Raw genomic sequence first — 15872 nt, forward strand, 5'->3', positions numbered from 1 at the left:
ATGCGCAAGAAGTTAGTAGGGTTGTTTTTCTCCGTCCTGGCTTTTTCGTTCCTGGGTGGCGGCGTCTCCGCCGCCGTTACGGACTCCTCCTCGGCGGCGGCCGAGGTTTCCGTCTGTGACTACGGGCAGGGTGCTCACCTCACCCTCGGTGTCGGCAGCAGTGGTCCGCTGGTGAAGCACGCCCAGTGCATGATCAACCGCGTGACGTACATGCAGCTCGCCGTTGACGGGATTTACGGGCCGGCGACCCGGACCGGTGTCGAACATTTCCAGGCGAACGCGAACCTGACGGTGGACGGAATAGTGGGGCCCAACACGTGGAGCGCCCTGCACGCGTGGAATTCCTAGAACCTCCGTTGTGCCGATTCCGATTCCGCGTCGGCGGGTGAGCCGGGGCCGCGGCCGGACTCGTGTGATCGCCGCCTGCTGGGGGTGAGAGCCAGGAGCGACCACCGCGTGGTCGTGTCGCGCTGTGCGATGGCGACAAGGCGGTGGCCGCCCGGCACGGCTCGCCGTGCCGGGACATCCCGGTTCGGAGCGGCCGAGGTGACAACCGGCACCACCCACGCGATCCGGCCCGTCGTGCGATCCGCCGTGCTCAGGCCAGCGACTTCACCCATTCGACAACGGTGCGCGCGTAGAACTCGGGATCCGTGGCGTGCATCGAGTGCGGCATCTCGGGTAACGATCGGTAGCTGACCGGCTGTCCGGCCGCCTCGATCAGCCTGCAGGCCCGCTGCGCCTGCACATCGGCGACCGCACCGAGCAGCTGCCCGGTGTCGGCGTCGAGCCGGCGGAAGTGGTGGGTCAGCAGCACCGGTGTTCGCGCCCGGGAGAGCATGGTCGCCTGATCGCAGCCCGCGGTGACGCTGCCGGAGACGAAGGCCCCCGCCCACTCCGGGTCGTACTCGCGCAGGTGCTGCGGCGGCCCGGTATCGGAGTCGCTCTCCGGCTCGTTCGGGCGCGTTCCCGGCATGCCCTCCAGCAGCACGGGCGGGAGCTCGTCGGACAGGGCCCGCCGCAGTCCGTGCCAGTCACCGATCGACCACTGGTCACCGAGCCACTTGTGCCACGCCGCGAACACCGGGCCCATTCCCTGCCGGATCGACGGGCCACAGGCCGGTTCCGTCTCCGAGGAGAACAGCGGCGGATCCTCGTACACGGCCCCGCGGATCTGAGCGGGTCTCGCGTAGGCCGACAACCACGCCGCGAGCACGCCGCCGGAGGAATGACCGGCCACGAACGTGGGGCGCCCGATGGCGAGGTCGATGAACCGCACGAGATCGTTGCCGAAGTTGTCGAGTGTGTAGCGCCCCGGCGTCCACGTGGAGCGGCCCTGCCCCCGCAGGTCCACAGCGAAGGTGCGGAAGTGCTCGGCGAGTCGTTCCAATGCGGGTTCGTATCCCCACCACGACTCGCTCTGCCCGGGGACCAGCAGCAGCGCGGGGGAGTCCGGATCGCCCGCGACCGCGTAGTTCATGTGGACTTCCCCGAGGTCGACGGTCCGCTCCGGATGGCCGTGTCGTACGAAGGTGTCGGCCCGGTCCTCGGCTTCGGATACGTTCACGATCGCTGACTCCTGTCGAGGTGCCTGTCGTCGAGCACGAGAGCTCCGGCTCCGATTGTCGTGGACTCGGCAGGGCCTGGGTATCGCGAACACGGATGTATTTCTCGTCCACGAGGGGGATCGGGTGACCTGGCCTCGCCCACTCGCGGAGGACGGTCTGGCCCCATTCGGCCGCACTCGGTTCCGAGGTCAGCTCCGAGGCCCAGCCGCACGAGCCCACCGATGCCACTGGCTCGCACCTCGCTGCGTTCCCCGGGTTCCTTCGGAAGGGGGCATGCTCCGGAGAAAATCTGTATTCGTGACCATAGACATTCTTCTGTTTCACGGTTAATCTCTTGGAAGTACGGAGATGACAGGAGAGGTCGCCGGCCAGTCGTGCTGCGCGCGCTGGAGTGGTCGCGGTTCGACGGGAGTTCCGGGCCGACACGACCGGCGGAGTGGACCGCGGCTCCGCGGGAGAGTAGGCGTCGTTCGTATTCGTTCGCGGCTTGGCCTTCTCGCGCGGACGGATCGGTCGCTGTGCTGAGGTAGTCGAGTGAGCTCTCCGGGCCCCCGGCGCATTCCGGGACGCGCCGGGGGCCTGTCAGTGTGCGCACGGAAAAGGTAGTGCGATGAGCAGTGACCCGTCGCGGTCGGTGAGCAAGTTCGACGATGAGGACTATCCCGCTTTCACGATGGGACGTGCGGCGGAGATGGTGGGAGTAGCACAGCCGTTCCTGCGCTCACTCGAGGAAGCGGGACTGGTCGTTCCGGAGCGTTCGGCCGGTGGACATCGTCGGTACTCGCGGCGGCAACTGCGCAAGGCGGAGCGGGCGCGTCGCCTGGTGGACCAGGGCACTCCGGTGGCGGCGGCCTGCCGCATCATCAGCCTGGAGGACCAGCTCGCCGAGTACACCGACGGGGATCCCTCCGATGGCCGGGCGAAGGACTCCTCCACCTGATCGTTCTTCGAACGGGGAGAACGAGACATCGGACGAGCGGCGAGCGTGACGTGATCGAGGCCCATCGGGGCACGCGGTGGTCGGGTGTCCCGATGGGCCGGTTCCGATCGGTTCGGCTCGGCGGGATGCCGCACGGGCTCCCGCCGGTGGTTCACTCGTTGCCGCGTTCGATGACTCGCTGGCCGCCCTTGCCGCGCTCGACGTTGATCTGGCGCGGTTTGGCCTGGTCCGCCACGGGTAGCGTCACGCTCAGCACGCCGTCCGTGTAGTCGGCCGTGATGTTGTCGACGTCGAGGCCGTCGCCGAGGGAGAGCTGGCGGGAGAACGTTCCGCGCGGACGCTCCGCGGCCACGTAGTTGACTTCGCCGTCGCCCTGCGTGCTCCTGCGTCCGGACCGCTCGGCCCGCACGGTCAGCGTGTTGTTCTCCGCGCGCACGTCCAGCGACTCCGGGGCGACACCGGGCAGGTCGAACTCGACGATGTAGCTCTCCCCGGACCGGTAGGCGTCCATGGGCATGCTCTGCGGGGCCCTGCTGGATCCGAACACCTCGGTGGCCAGCCGGTTCAGGTCACGAAACAGCGGGTCGAAAGCCACGGTCATGGCGAGTTCCTCCTTGTCCGTATCCAACTGTCCTCGTTGAGCCCTGTTTCGTTGTGCTCCTGCCGTGACATCCCTTATTTTGCTACGGCGAGCATAAATTTTCAACTCTGACGATCAGTGTCTAGTTTCATTTGCGGAAGGAGACGTTTGGAGGAGCGATGAGCGGTCCGCATGTGGTCCATCGCTGTGTCATCGGGCCCGAACCTCGATGGGAGGGGTACCTCGTCGGCCACGAGGCAGTGGTAACCGCGCGGTCCCTGCCACGTGTGCGGCGCGACCTGGAGAAGATCCTGGTCGACCGATTGGCCGAATGGCCCTCCGAGGGGCCGGTCGAGCACACCGAGCACGACCTCGGCGACGGGGTGTGGGTGCGCGAGTCCCTCGACGAACACACGCTACGGCGGGCGCGTACTACGCGGGTCGTGCTGGATGCCCTGGCCGATTCGAGGCTGCGCGAACAGCTGACCGCGCTGCCGGGGACACTCCCGGGCGGGGTGGTCGTGCTCTCCACCGTCAGTGGGGACACCCTCGACTGGATCCGTGACCAGCACGACGGGTACGGCACTCTGGTCGTCGCCAACGCACTGACCAATCACCGCCTGTGGTGGAACGCCCTCACACCACCCGGGAGTGGGAACACCACCGCTTCGCCCGGGGCTGTCAGCCTGACCGACCTGGAACTGTCCACCGCCGAGGGCAGTATCGACGAGTGGATCGCCGCCAGCGAGTGCGGCCGTGCCATCGTCGCCGACACGTTGCCCACCGAGCCGACAACGGGGTGGACCCCAGGTGAGGGGAACTGACCCGCGAAGAGCGCACCCGAACCGACACGGGAGCCCCGTTCCGGGGAGGTGAGAGAACTGGACGGTCTCGTCACGGTCCCCGGCGGGGGCGTTCGTCTCAGTTGATCTCGCGGTTGCGGACGAGCAGCATCGCCCCGCCGCAGAGCAGCGCGGCATAGCCCGCGAACACCAGCAGGCTGCCCCACCACGCGAAGCCGTAGTCCCCGCCGAAGACGGCGTGCAGTTGTTCGAAGGCCTGCGCCGGAACTATCGACTCGCGTGGCCCCGCGAACTCCGAGATGAACATCGGTACCGCCAGGTTGCCCACGATCCCGTTCGAGGCCGCACCGGGCAGATAACCGCTCAGCCAGGCGAACTGGCTGCCCGCGAGCCATACGGAGGCGATCACGTCGACCATGAACTTGTAGAACACCAGCACCAGCACGGCGGCCACGGAGTTGTTGACCAGCGCGCCGAACCCGAATCCCACCAGCGCCCACAGCACCGTGGCCAGCACACCCGCGCCGCCGATGATCAGCCACTGGTCCAGGCCGCCCACACCGCCCGTGGCGTTGCCCAGCGAGCCGCCCAGATAGCCCCCGAACAACCCGAATACGGCGTTGACGATCCCGTAGACCACCGACAGCGCCAGGCACAGCACCAGCTTCGCGCCCAGCACCGAGCTGCGCGGGTTCGCGGTGAGGAAAGTGGTCGTGATGGTCTTGTTCCACGACTCCCGGGTCATGATCAACGCCCCCAGCAGGGCGGCGAAGATGGTGCTGTAGTTCGTGGCCAGCGACATCGCCAGCAGCCCGGTGGGCAGCGCTCGCCCGGTGATCTCCTGGAGCATCTCCACCTGGCCCATCGCCGTGCCGTACCAGGCGACCAGCAGACTCCACGGTGCCACCGGTATCAGCAGTGCCCACCACAGCGGCGTGGGCAGCATCTTGCGGAACTCGGCTCTGATCAGTCCCTTCACCGGTTCTCACCCCCGTGCGCGTCCTCGTCGGCCCCGGCGTGCTCGGCCTCGTGTCGTTCCGGTTCCCGCTGTTCCGATTGATCCGTTCGGGGGCGGTAGCGACCCCCCAGACCGGGTGGGCCCGATTCGGGCGGGGAACTCTCGGACGATCGCTGCCCGGCACCGTCCGGCGCCCACGGGCTCGGTGCCGCGGCATCCGACGAAGGCTGTTGGGGGGTCGACTGCTGGTACGGCGACTGCTGGGGCTGCTGCCACGGTTGCGGTGGCTGTTGGAACGGCTGTTGTTGTGGCTGCTGCCCGTATCCCTGTTGCTGCGCGGGCTGGGGTTGCCACTGTTGCTGTTGCTGTCCGGCCGCGCCGGGAGTCGCCTCCTGCCCGGAGCCGAACGGTTGCTCGGAGCCGGCGAACTGTCCCTCGGTGAGCTGGAAGAACAGCTGTTCCAGATCACCGGAGGACTCCTGTAACTCCTGGATCGCCACTCCGGCGCGTAACGCCAGGTCGGCGATGCCGCGGGTGTCCACCCCCGTGACCGCGAGTCTGCCGTCCCACAGGTACTCCGTGCTCACACCGCTCTCCCGCAGCATCGAGCTCAGCGTCATCGGATCCGACACGCGAACCAGCACCCGGGACGGCCTGCTGGCGCGCAGCTGTTCCAGGCTTCCGTTGTAGACCGATCGGCCGCGGCTGACTATCACCACGTGATCCACGGTGTGCTCCATCTCGCGGAGCAGGTGGCTGGAGACCAGCACGGTGCGCCCGGTGGATGCGTAGGCCTTCAGGAAGCCCCGCAGCCAGGCGATCCCCTCCGGATCCATCCCGTTGGCGGGCTCGTCGAGCACCAGGATCCGGGGATCCCCCAGCAGTGCGGTGGCGAGCGCCAGCCGCTGCCGCATGCCCAGCGAGAACCCCTTGGTCTTGCGACGCGCGGCGTTGCCGAGCCCCACCAGTTCCAACACCTGGTCGGCCTGCTCGTCCGGTAATCCCAGGGCGGCCGTGTAGCAGCGCAGATGACCGCGCGCGGTGTGTCCGGGGTGAAAGGATTGCGAGTCCAGCACCGCTCCCACGATCCTCGCGGGGTTCCGGAGCCTGGTGAACGGAACGCCCTCGACGTAGGCGGCACCGGAGGTCGGTTTCATCAACCCCAGGACCATGCGCAGTGTGGTGGTCTTGCCGGACCCGTTGGGGCCGAGGAAGCCGGTCACCGAACCGGGGTCGACCGCGAAATCGAGGTTTTCGACCGCGGTCAGGGGCCCGAAGCTTTTGTGCAACTGTTGCACCAGGATGCGGCCGCTGCCGTCGTGCACTCGTTCCTCCAGTTCACGGGGACACCCCGATCCTCGCGGTCCGTGCGGCGCCACGCGGTCGCCACGGAACGGATCCGTGGCTGATCGTTGGACGCTGCACCCAATCCTGCCTCATGCGTGACCGGATCGGTCCCGGTGTCCGCGAGGATCTTTCGTGTCTGCGCCCACACCAGCCGGAACGGTGTGGGGTTGACCCGTGGACCTCGCCGCGGAACGGTGCTCCTCAAGTGGTTATCCGGGGGCCTCCCTGGTAGCTATGCCGGCGCGGTGGATCCGGTTGCGGTCGGTTTCCAGGTGACCGCCGACGGGGGGTACGGCGGGCAGTTCCTCGGTGGCCGCGTCGTCCGGCGTGTTGTTGTCCGGCGTGTTGGCCGGTTCCGGGAGCGTGAACTCGCCGGTGTTCCAATCGCCGGGGCCGCGAGCGCCACCGGAGACGACGGCCGTGCTGACCACCGGGATCTTCGGAGTGCGAGTGGCGCGTTGTTGTCCGAAGGGGTTGCGGGGAGCCTTCTCCCGGAGCCGGGCCAGCTTGGACCGGTTGGCACTGCCGACCGGGTCGGGATCCTCGCCGATCAGCTGGGCGTGCGCGGTGATCCAGACCTCACACGGCCAGCGGCGCGCACGCAGTCCGCCCGGACAGATCGGGCACCGCCCGTTCTCGTCGGGGCCGTGCTCCTCCAGCAGGGCGCGCAGCCCTTCCGTCAACCGGTGCAGTTCCGAGCGGGCCAGCGGCAGTACCGCCTCGGCGGATCCCTCGTCGGCCAGCTGCTCCAGTCGGTCGAGTTGTCGCTGTAAGGATTCGTGATCGTCCGCCGCGGTGATGCCCTCGAAGCCGTCCCGAGCCTCCTCGGTATCGGGCCGCGCCTGCTCGACGGTGGTTTCGCTCAGATCGCCACCCAGCGTCGTCGTGGGGTTGTTCGGACGGGTCGGCCGACGAGTCCCGATCTCCATACGGATCCTCCCGAACTGCTCGTTGCGTGGGAGCGGTGGAGTGGTACCGCACCTGACTGGACCATCGACGTTCACCCGTAAGGACTTCAGGTTTTGTCCGCTTCATTACACTTTCGTGTGAAACGCGGGTGAAGGCTGACAGCGCAGCGAGCAGAAAATCAGCTGAACATCCGGTCGTAGGGCTTCGGTAATCGGGCATTCGTGTTCTACACTGGGAATCGGCGGCCAGCTCCCGGTGACCCCCAGGCTGGTTGAGCAGGCCGCCTCGAACGAAACGGGGCCTCTCTCGCGAGAGAGGCCCCGTTTCTCTTCCCGTGCTCCGTTCACCCGGTTTCCCGGCGAGACGACTCGTCGTCACGCTCCGAGCACGCTCGCCACGCTGTCGTGCGACAGGCCGTGCGCGGCGGCGACCGGTTCGTTGACGAGCGTGCCGTCGTGGGTGTTCAGCCCCGCGGCCAGCGCCGCGTCCTCGCGGCAGGCCTGCCGCCAGCCCCGCTCGGCGATCCGCAGCGCGTACGGCAGTGTCACGTTGGTCAGCGCGTGAGTGGAGGTGTTCGGCACCGCCCCCGGCATGTTGGCCACGCAGTAGAACACCGAGTCGTGCACCCGGTAGGTCGGGTCGTCGTGCGTTGTGGGGTGCGAGTCCGCGAAGCACCCGCCCTGGTCGATGGCGATGTCCACCAGCACACTGCCCGGCTTGAGCCGCCCGACGAGCTCGTTGGAGACCAGCTTCGGCGCCTTCGCCCCGGGGATCAGCACCGCGCCGATGATCAGATCGGCCGCGCGAACCGCCTGCTCGACGCTGTAGCGGTTCGAGGTGACCGTGCGGATACGTCCGTCGAAGTCCCGATCGATCTCCCGCAGCTTGTCCACATTGGTGTCCAGCAGCTCTACGTCGGCGCCCATGCCGAGCGCGACCCGCGCGGCGTTCAGCCCCGCGACGCCACCGCCGATCACCACGACCCGGGCCGGGTGCACCCCGGGAACACCGCCGGGCAGCATCCCGCGCCCACCGCTCGGGCGCATCAGCGAGTAGGCCCCCACCTGCGGAGCCAGTCGACCGGCCACCTCGCTCATCGGGGCCAGCAGCGGCAGCGCGCCGTCGGCGGTCTGCACCGTCTCGTAGGCGATACCGGTGACTCCGGAGTCCAGCAGCGCGCTGGTGAGTCCGCCCGACGCCGCCAGGTGCAGGTAGGTGAACAGCACCTGGTCCCGCCGCAGTCGCGGGTACTCCTCCTCGATCGGCTCCTTGACCTTGAGCACCAGCTCGCCCTCGGACCACACCTCGTCGGCGCCGGGAAGAACCTTCGCCCCCGCCGCGAGGAACTCCTCGTCGGGGATGGACGAGCCCGCGCCCGCGTTCGCCTCCACGAACACCTCGTGGCCTCTGCCGACGAACTCGTGCACCCCCGCTGGTGTGAGCGCGACGCGGTATTCGTTGTTCTTGATCTCGCGGGGTACGGCGATCTTCACTGCGGTTTCCTTCCGAGGGATGGTGTTCGATTCCGTTCGGGTGATCACCGAACCGGCGGGTGTGCCGGGGGCGTTCTCCGCACCACGCCGTCCGTCCGCCCCGGTGCGGGGAGGGACGGCGCGGCGCTGTCGCGCACCACGATGCTCCGTCACCGGCCAGACCGCATCATTCCCGCACGATGAGATCGCACCGGTACTCTTGTGCTGTCGGCACAACAGTCAGCCGTGCGGGTTCCACCGCTCGGCCAGCAACTGCACCAGCAGCGCCGAACGCACGTCCGCGTCGTCGAGATCCACGTCCAGCAGGGAACCCACTCGCTTCATCCGGTACCGGAAGGTGTTCGGGTGCACCCGCAGCTCCCGGCTCGCGGCACGCGGATCACCCGGGTGGCGCAGCCAGGCGTGCAGGGTGCGCAGGTAGTCGGTCCCGTGGCCGTGGTCGTTGTCGCGCAGCCGCTGCAGCGGGCCGAGCGATCCCACACCGGCGTCGCTGGCGGCACCGGCCGCCCTCGCCAGCACCAGGGCGTGCCAGAGCTGCTCGTGGACCGCGACCTCGCGTTCCACCATGCCCGTGCGCAGCAGCGCCAGCACCTCATCGGCCCTGCCGCGGGAGTCCGGCAGTTCCGCCACCGGAGTGGCGGTGCCCACCGCCACCAGTGGGCGCGGATCCGCCGCGTCCATCTCGTGGATGTGCGCCAGCAGCGCCTCCCGCAGGGCGGGCCAGCCCCCCGCGCCGGAACGGTCGGGCACCACCGCGTACAGCACCCCACCCGACTCGGCGACCATCGGACCGCGGCCGATTCCCCGGGTGATCCACTCCCACATCGCGAGCCGGTGCCCCTCGTCGGTGCCGTCACTGGCGCGCACGTCGATCGCGACCACCCGGTGGGGTTCGGCACGTACCCCCAACTCGTTGGCAGCCGCGCGCCAGCCCTCGGAGCCCTCCAGCAGCGACCGCACCAGCACGGCCGAACGCTGCCGCTCCGAGTCGGTCATCACCCGCCAGCGAAGCAGTTGCAGCGCTACCAGCGCGGCGGTGTCGGCGAACGCCGAGGCGCGCTGCTCGGACACCTCGTCGGTGACCACGGCCCACATCGATCCGAGCAGCTCACCGCCCATCCGGATCGGCACCACCAGCCGGGGCAGCGTGCCGTCCGGCTGTTCCGGGACGTAGACGGCCGAGCCGCCGCGGCTCAGCTGCCGGAACGTGCCCCGTGCCCGGAACTTCGCCAGCACGTCGTCCGGCTGCCTACGCCCCATGATTGTCGAAACCCGGGCGGGATCGGTCACGTCCTGCCGCGCCGAGTAGGCCAGCACCTGCGAATGCGCGTCCTCGATGGTCACCGGGGCGTCGACCACCTCGGCCACCGCGTCCGCGAGCCGGAACAGATCGCCCAGTCCCGCCGAGCCCACCTGCTGCGGGGAGCCGACCGCCGCGCCCGGATCCGTTCCCGCCAACGCGCCCCGCAGCAGCCACACCAGCTGTGCCCACGCCGCGCCCCGCCGGACCTCGATCAGCGCGAGCCCCGCTTCCTTCGCCTCCGAGATCACCGACTCGTCGGCGCACACCGGCGGTTTCAGCAGCACGGCCGCCGCATGCCGCACACCGCACTCACGCACCAGCTCCACGGCCCACGCCCGGTCGGTACCCCCCACGCCGAGCACCACGTCGGCCGTTCCGATCCCGCCGGGCTCCTCGGGCTCGGCGATGACGACGTCCCCAACACCGCCGGTCTCGTCCGGCATCACCACCGGACGCAGCAGCGTGGGGCCGACTCGCTCGACCAGGCCCCGTATGTCGACCATCACCCCTCCCGGGTCGTGCACGACGGATCAGATCAGAAGGGAGTTCTCCCGCCCGATCACGTGAGGTCCGCGGCGACCTCCGGCGGTGATCGTGGGCACACCGCGCGAGCTTCGACGCCCCATTCGGGGTCAGTGCTCGCCGCTTCGCGATATCCGGGGTTGGATACGCCCACCCCTCGGGTTATCGTTGCCGAACACAGCGACAATCGCATATCGGCCCACGACACCGGGCGGGAGAGTCCCGCGGGTGAGCACCGTGCACACGGTGTCACCGAACGGGCGCCGAAGGAGCAAAACTCCCCGCAAACTCTCAGGCATCCGTACCGTCCGATCGAGGCAACTCTGGAAAGCGCCGCCGCGACCAAGGCGTGCGCACCCACGGTGCAAACCGCGACGTCGCGGTGAAGCTCTCAGGTTCCGCAACAGAGGGGGAGGCCACCAAGTACGCGGACTCCGGTGTTCGCGGCATGCCGCCCGGCCGGGTGGAGTCGCGGCACGCGAGAATGCTCGTGTCCGACGGCCCCACGGGACGTCGGACATCGGTGTCCAAACGACAGCAATGGAGCCTCCCCCATGAGTCTGCCCACGGACCTCAAGTACACCCAGGAGCACGAGTGGCTGGCCGAGCGCGGCGACGTCGTGCGTGTCGGGGTCACCCCCTACGCGGCCAACGCGCTCGGTGACATCGTCTACGTGGACCTTCCCGAGGTGGGCAAGCAGATCACCGCCGGTGAGGCCTGCGGCGAGCTGGAGTCCACCAAGTCGGTCAGCGACCTCTACGCCCCCGCCACCGGTGAGGTCGTCTCGGTCAACGAGGCCGTCGTGGACGACCCCTCCAAGATCAACGATGACCCCTTCGGCGAGGGCTGGCTGCTGGAGCTGCGCGTCAGCGAGTACGGCCCGCTGCTGGACGCCACGCAGTACGCCGAACTCACGGGTGAGTGACTCCCTCCGCCAGTGACTCCCGCCGCCGCTGACTGACGGCCCCCGCCACGACGAGGTGGCGGGGCAGGCGAACCACACCTCACGTACGAAGAAGAGACGATCAATGGCGATCAGTGTCTTCGATCTTTTCTCGGTGGGGATCGGTCCCTCCAGTTCGCACACCGTGGGACCCATGCGCGCCGCCGCGCGGTTCGTGGCGCGGTTGCGCGAGCGGGACCTGCTGCCACGCGCCGCACGGGTGCGGGCCGAACTGTTCGGCTCGCTCGGCGCGACCGGACACGGGCACGGCAGTTCCAAGGCGGTACTGCTCGGCCTGGAGGGCCACCTACCGGAATCGGTCGATCCGATCGCGGTTTCCGGCAGGGTCGACGAGATCCGTTCGACCGGCCGGTTGCTGCTGAACGGCACCAACGGAATCCGATTCGACTACGACGACGATCTCGTGCTGTATCGGCGCGAGACGTTACCGGTACATCCCAACGGCATGCGGTTCACCGCGCTCGACGAGTCGGGGGAACAGCTGTGCGGTGCGGTGTACTACTCCGTCGGCGGCGGTTTCGTCCTCGACGAGGAGGCCGCGGGCACCGACCGGATCAAACAGGACGGCACCGAACTGCCCCACCGGTTCCGGACCGGGGCCGAGTTGTTGCGGCACTGCGCCGAGACCGGCTACTCGGTCAGCGATCTCATGCTCGCCAACGAGTTGGTCTGGCGCGACGAGCAGCGGGTGCACGACGAACTGCTGTCGATCTGGCACGTAATGCGCGAGTGCGTGCACAACGGCTGCAACAGCGAGGGTTCGCTGCCGGGTGGTCTGCGGGTCGAGCGACGCGCCGCCGAACTGCGTGCCGAACTCGGCGACACCGACGACCCGATGGAGTGGGTGACGGTCTACGCGCTGGCGGTCAACGAGGAGAACGCGGCCGGTGGGCGGGTCGTGACCGCGCCGACCAACGGTGCCGCGGGCATCGTTCCGGCCGTGCTGCACTACTACATGCGGTTCCTGCCCGGTGCGGACGGGAACGGAGTGGCACGGTTCCTGCTCGCCGCGGGCGCGGTGGGGGTGCTGTTCAAGGAGAACGCCTCGATCTCCGGCGCCGAGGTCGGGTGCCAGGGCGAGGTGGGTTCGGCTTGCTCCATGGCCGCGGCCGGGCTGGCCGAGGTGCTCGGTGGCACCCCTGCCCAGGTGGAGAACGCCGCCGAGATCGCCATGGAGCACAACCTCGGCCTCACCTGTGACCCGATCGGCGGGTTGGTGCAGATTCCCTGCATCGAGCGCAACGCCGTGGCCTCGGTCAAGGCGATCACCGCTGCCAGGATGGCGCTGCGCGGCAACGGCAGTCACTTCGTCTCGCTGGACAAGGTCATCAAGACGATGCGCGCCACCGGCGAGGACATGAAGGACAAGTACAAGGAGACCGCACGCGGCGGACTGGCCGTGAACGTCATCGAGTGCTGACGAGACCTCTCGTCACGGTTTCCGTAGGTGCTCGCGTGGCGGAACCTCCGGCGGCGCCTCGCTGCGGGTGCCCCGACATCGGGTAGTTACTACACAACGTCGGGGCCGTCCTCGCGAGGCACTCGCCGGAGAACCCGCTGCGGTGCCGATCGCGTAAGCGGTAGGGGTTCGGCTTGCGGGCGTGGTCGGAGCTCAGCTTGCGGGAGTGGTGGGAGTGCGGCTACTCGTCGGTGCTGGTGGCCCGGCGATTTCTCGGGAAATCGACGCCCACCCGGGCCACCCGAACCGCCACCCGAACCGCCACGCGGACCGAGCGGGTGACGGTGCGACATCAGAACTCGAAGAGCTCACCGGTCTTCGCCCGCATCTCGCACTCGTTGGAGAACGTCTCGCGGTGGTCGACGGCGTGGTTCCGCCACATCCCGGTGGCGTGGACGGTGACCGGGCGGTACACCAGCGGGCACATCGGATTCCGCTGCTCCTGGAGCGCGCCGAACTCGCCCCCGCTGCTCGCCAGCCGTTCGCACGCCTGATCGGCCCGGGGATGAGTTCCACCTGCCGGTTCGCAGCGCAGTGTCGCCGCTCGCGTCCCCTCCGCGCGGTTCGTCGGAACGACCCGCAGACTGAGAACGCTGACCGCTGGCTGGGCTTCCTTCGCCGAGGTCGTGGTCGCGGCGGAAGCCCGTTCGGCGCCCGTGTGCGGTACCAGTGGCAACAGCATGCCCGTGACTACCGCGCAGGCGGTGAGCAGAGTGCGGCCGAGCGGTCCGGAAAAGCTCATGTTGTGCTTCCTCCGTGTCGATAGGGGATCGCCTCGGGAAATACTTACCCGGTCGGAGCAGTACCGCGCCGCAATCACGGGACAGTGTCACCGGATCGAGTTTCCGTCGATCGTGGAAGCAACTTGGACTGTGAGTTTCCCGCGCACGAAGGTCACAGTGCACGGAGTTCACAGCGTACGGGCACGACGAGAACTCGGCTCACGAGACAGCGGTGCATCCCGCCGGGAAGGCTCGGGAGAACCGGTTCCGAACACCCCGGTCAGACATGATTGCGGATTACGTCGTTGACGGCACGCTGGAAACCGTTGACCAGTACCTGAATCGTGAGCGGACGCAGCTGGTCGGCCGCTGTCCTGACCCGTTCCCGCTCGGATTCCGGCCGACCCCGCTCCACGTAGGGGCGCAGCACGTTGGCCGCGAACAGCTCGCGCAGCTCGCTCGCCATCTGCGAGGTGTGCTCCTCCACGATGTGCTTGGCCTGCAGCAGCATTTCCCGGGGTAGTCGCAGCTCGGTGATCTGCAATCCCACGTTGAGCATGGACGCGCTGGTCAGGCGGAGCCGCTGCTCGTCGTTGTCGTCCGTCCCGTCGGTGATCCGTTCCAGGATACCCAGCGTCAGCAGCTGCTCGGTCTCCTCGTCGGAAAGGGCACGACCGGCGCGCCGGTCCAGTTCCTGCCGGTCGATCTCCTCGGCCTGATCGCTCGTCCAGGGAGCCAGCAGCGCGCGTTGCAGCGCCAGTTCCTCCGGTGGAGCGTCGTCGGGGATCCGTTCCAGATGCCCCTCGATGGCCGTCAGCGTGAAACCGAGGTTCTGCAGTTCCCGGATCAGGTCCAGGCGCGCCAGGTGGTCGGCCCCGTACAACCCGACGCGACCGCGCAGTCGAGGTGGTGGCAGCAGACCACGTGACGCGTAGAAGCGCACCGTACGCACGGTCACGCCCGCCCTGGCTGCCAGCTCGTCGATCGTGAGGTCTTCGTCGGCTGTTCGGAGCATGTACAGCAGGATACTACTTGACCAATGTGACACCAGAAATGTAACACTAACTCCGTCGAATTAAGGGTGGTCGCGATCACCTTCCGCTGCGAACGAGGAGTGTGCTCCAGTGGCGCCATCGGACGAGCGAGCGGTCGGAATGGGGCCGTTGGCCGGAGTGCGGGTCGTCGAACTCGCCGGGCTCGGTCCCGCGCCGTTCTGTGCCATGCTGCTGGCGGACCTGGGGGCCGACGTGGTGCGCGTCGAGCGTCCCATCGGCGGCGGCAAGGAGGACCTGCTCAATCGGGGCAAGCGGTCCGTGCGCGTCGACCTCAAGCACGAACGCGGTCCCGAGACGGTGCTGGCCCTGGCGGAACGCGCGGACATCCTGCTCGAGGGGTTCCGCCCCGGTGTCGCCGAACGGCTCGGCGTGGGGCCCGAGTCCTGTTTCGAGCGCAATCCCGATCTCGTTTACGGTCGCATGACCGGTTGGGGCCAGGACGGCCCGCTGGCCGACACCGCGGGCCACGACATCGACTACATCGCGATCAGCGGGGTGCTGCACACCATCGGCGAGGCGGACGGGCCACCCCGCGTTCCGGTGAACCTGCTCGGTGACTTCGGCGGCGGTGCGATGTACCTGGCAGTGGGCGTCCTCGCCGCCCAGCTGCGTGCCCGCGCCGGTGGCGGCGGGCAGGTGGTCGATGCGTCCATAGTGGATGGTTCGGCGCATCTGGCCACCATGCTGCACGGCATGCTCGCGACCGGCGGGTGGAACACCCGCCGGGGTACCAACCTGCTGGACGGCGGGGCACCGTTCTACGACGTCTACGCTACCTCCGACGGGGAGTACATGGCGGTCGGCGCGTTGGAGCCGGGGTTCTACGAGCAGCTGCTGGCGGGGCTGGGGCTGTCCGGTGAGCTGCCCGACCGCGACGATCCCGCCAACTGGCCGGAGATCCGCGAGCGGCTCACCGAGGCGTTCGCGAGCGGTACCAAACAGCACTGGACCGAGGTCTTCGACGGCACCGACGCCTGCGTGAGCCCGGTGCTGTCGATGACCGAGTCGGCCCGCCACCCGCACGTGCTCGCGAGGAAGACCCTCGTCGAATCCGAGGGAGTGGTGCAGCCCGCCGCCGCACCCAGGTTCTCGCACACCCCCAACCCCGAGCCCGGCCCGGTCGCGGAGCCGGGTGCCCACACCGGGCGGGTCCTCCGGGAATGGCGGGTCGCCGACCACGACGGCCTGCTCTCCTCCGGCGCCGTGCACGGCGAACTCGACGATCCCTCCTGATCCGTCGACCGATCC

15 protein-coding genes and 1 riboswitch are annotated in these 15872 nt (G+C 68.6%); of the genes, 6 read left to right on the forward strand and 9 right to left on the reverse strand.

Going from position 1 to position 15872, the window contains the following annotated elements:
* Complete coding sequence (locus J2S53_RS21215; protein WP_456242462.1) at positions 1-348, forward strand: peptidoglycan-binding domain-containing protein; 348 nt, start codon at positions 1-3, stop codon at positions 346-348.
* A gap of 250 nt (positions 349-598) precedes the next feature.
* On the opposite strand, the gene J2S53_RS21220 is transcribed toward J2S53_RS21215, so the two are convergent.
* Positions 599-1567 carry an alpha/beta fold hydrolase gene (locus J2S53_RS21220; protein WP_456242463.1) on the reverse strand — a complete coding sequence of 323 codons (969 nt, stop codon included), beginning with the start codon at positions 1565-1567 and terminating at the stop codon, positions 599-601.
* Between the two features lie 611 nt (positions 1568-2178).
* Between J2S53_RS21220 and J2S53_RS21225 the strand changes: the two genes are divergently transcribed.
* A complete protein-coding gene (locus J2S53_RS21225) occupies positions 2179-2508 on the forward strand; it encodes a helix-turn-helix domain-containing protein (protein WP_456242464.1) in 330 nt (109 codons plus the stop codon).
* Between the two features lie 151 nt (positions 2509-2659).
* Here J2S53_RS21225 and J2S53_RS21230 read toward each other — a convergent pair whose 3' ends face one another.
* A complete protein-coding gene (locus J2S53_RS21230) occupies positions 2660-3109 on the reverse strand; it encodes an Hsp20/alpha crystallin family protein (protein WP_456242853.1) in 450 nt (149 codons plus the stop codon).
* Positions 3110-3267: 158 nt separating this feature from the next.
* Here J2S53_RS21230 and J2S53_RS21235 point away from each other — a divergent pair, with 158 nt between their 5' ends.
* Positions 3268-3912 carry a hypothetical protein gene (locus tag J2S53_RS21235; RefSeq protein WP_456242465.1) on the forward strand — a complete coding sequence of 215 codons (645 nt, stop codon included), beginning with the start codon at positions 3268-3270 and terminating at the stop codon, positions 3910-3912.
* A gap of 97 nt (positions 3913-4009) precedes the next feature.
* On the opposite strand, the gene J2S53_RS21240 is transcribed toward J2S53_RS21235, so the two are convergent.
* From J2S53_RS21240 to J2S53_RS21260, 5 genes are all read right to left on the reverse strand, one after another.
* Positions 4010-4870 carry an ABC transporter permease gene (locus tag J2S53_RS21240; protein WP_456242466.1) on the reverse strand — a complete coding sequence of 287 codons (861 nt, stop codon included), beginning with the start codon at positions 4868-4870 and terminating at the stop codon, positions 4010-4012.
* Positions 4867-6174, reverse strand: coding sequence for an ABC transporter ATP-binding protein (locus J2S53_RS21245; protein WP_456242467.1), 1308 nt, complete (start codon positions 6172-6174; stop codon positions 4867-4869). The genes J2S53_RS21240 and J2S53_RS21245 overlap by 4 nt, the downstream gene beginning before the upstream one ends.
* Positions 6175-6405: 231 nt before the next feature.
* Positions 6406-7125: a hypothetical protein gene (locus tag J2S53_RS21250; protein WP_456242468.1), complete on the reverse strand. Its 720-nt coding sequence runs from the start codon at positions 7123-7125 to the stop codon at positions 6406-6408.
* Positions 7126-7479: 354 nt separating this feature from the next.
* Positions 7480-8598 (reverse strand): alanine dehydrogenase, encoded by a 1119-nt coding sequence (ald, locus tag J2S53_RS21255; protein WP_456242469.1) that lies wholly within the window; start codon positions 8596-8598, stop codon positions 7480-7482.
* A 219-nt stretch (positions 8599-8817) separates the two neighbouring features.
* Positions 8818-10404: a PucR family transcriptional regulator gene (locus J2S53_RS21260; RefSeq protein ID WP_456242470.1), complete on the reverse strand. Its 1587-nt coding sequence runs from the start codon at positions 10402-10404 to the stop codon at positions 8818-8820.
* 221 nt (positions 10405-10625) lie between these two features.
* Positions 10626-10740: riboswitch (glycine riboswitch) on the forward strand.
* 237 nt (positions 10741-10977) lie between these two features.
* Here J2S53_RS21260 and gcvH point away from each other — a divergent pair.
* Entirely contained in the window at positions 10978-11349 is a 372-nt protein-coding gene (gcvH, locus tag J2S53_RS21265; RefSeq protein WP_092976070.1) for a glycine cleavage system protein GcvH, read from the forward strand.
* Between the two features lie 103 nt (positions 11350-11452).
* Complete coding sequence (locus tag J2S53_RS21270; RefSeq protein ID WP_456242471.1) at positions 11453-12808, forward strand: L-serine ammonia-lyase; 1356 nt, start codon at positions 11453-11455, stop codon at positions 12806-12808.
* Between the two features lie 331 nt (positions 12809-13139).
* Here J2S53_RS21270 and J2S53_RS21275 read toward each other — a convergent pair whose 3' ends face one another.
* Both J2S53_RS21275 and J2S53_RS21280 read right to left on the reverse strand, forming a co-directional pair.
* The gene (locus J2S53_RS21275; RefSeq protein WP_456242472.1) at positions 13140-13589 is read right to left on the reverse strand and encodes an SSI family serine proteinase inhibitor; all 450 of its coding nucleotides are present in this window, start codon (positions 13587-13589) and stop codon (positions 13140-13142) included.
* A 260-nt stretch (positions 13590-13849) separates the two neighbouring features.
* Positions 13850-14584, reverse strand: a complete 735-nt coding sequence (locus J2S53_RS21280; RefSeq protein ID WP_456242473.1) for a MerR family transcriptional regulator — start codon at positions 14582-14584, stop codon at positions 13850-13852.
* A gap of 139 nt (positions 14585-14723) precedes the next feature.
* Here J2S53_RS21280 and J2S53_RS21285 point away from each other — a divergent pair, with 139 nt between their 5' ends.
* Positions 14724-15857, forward strand: coding sequence for a CaiB/BaiF CoA transferase family protein (locus tag J2S53_RS21285; protein ID WP_456242854.1), 1134 nt, complete (start codon positions 14724-14726; stop codon positions 15855-15857).
* The last annotated feature ends 15 nt before the right edge of the window (positions 15858-15872 follow it).

The sequence above is a fragment of the Actinopolyspora lacussalsi genome, from assembly GCA_030803735.1.
Lineage (GTDB): Bacteria > Actinomycetota > Actinomycetes > Mycobacteriales > Pseudonocardiaceae > Actinopolyspora > Actinopolyspora lacussalsi.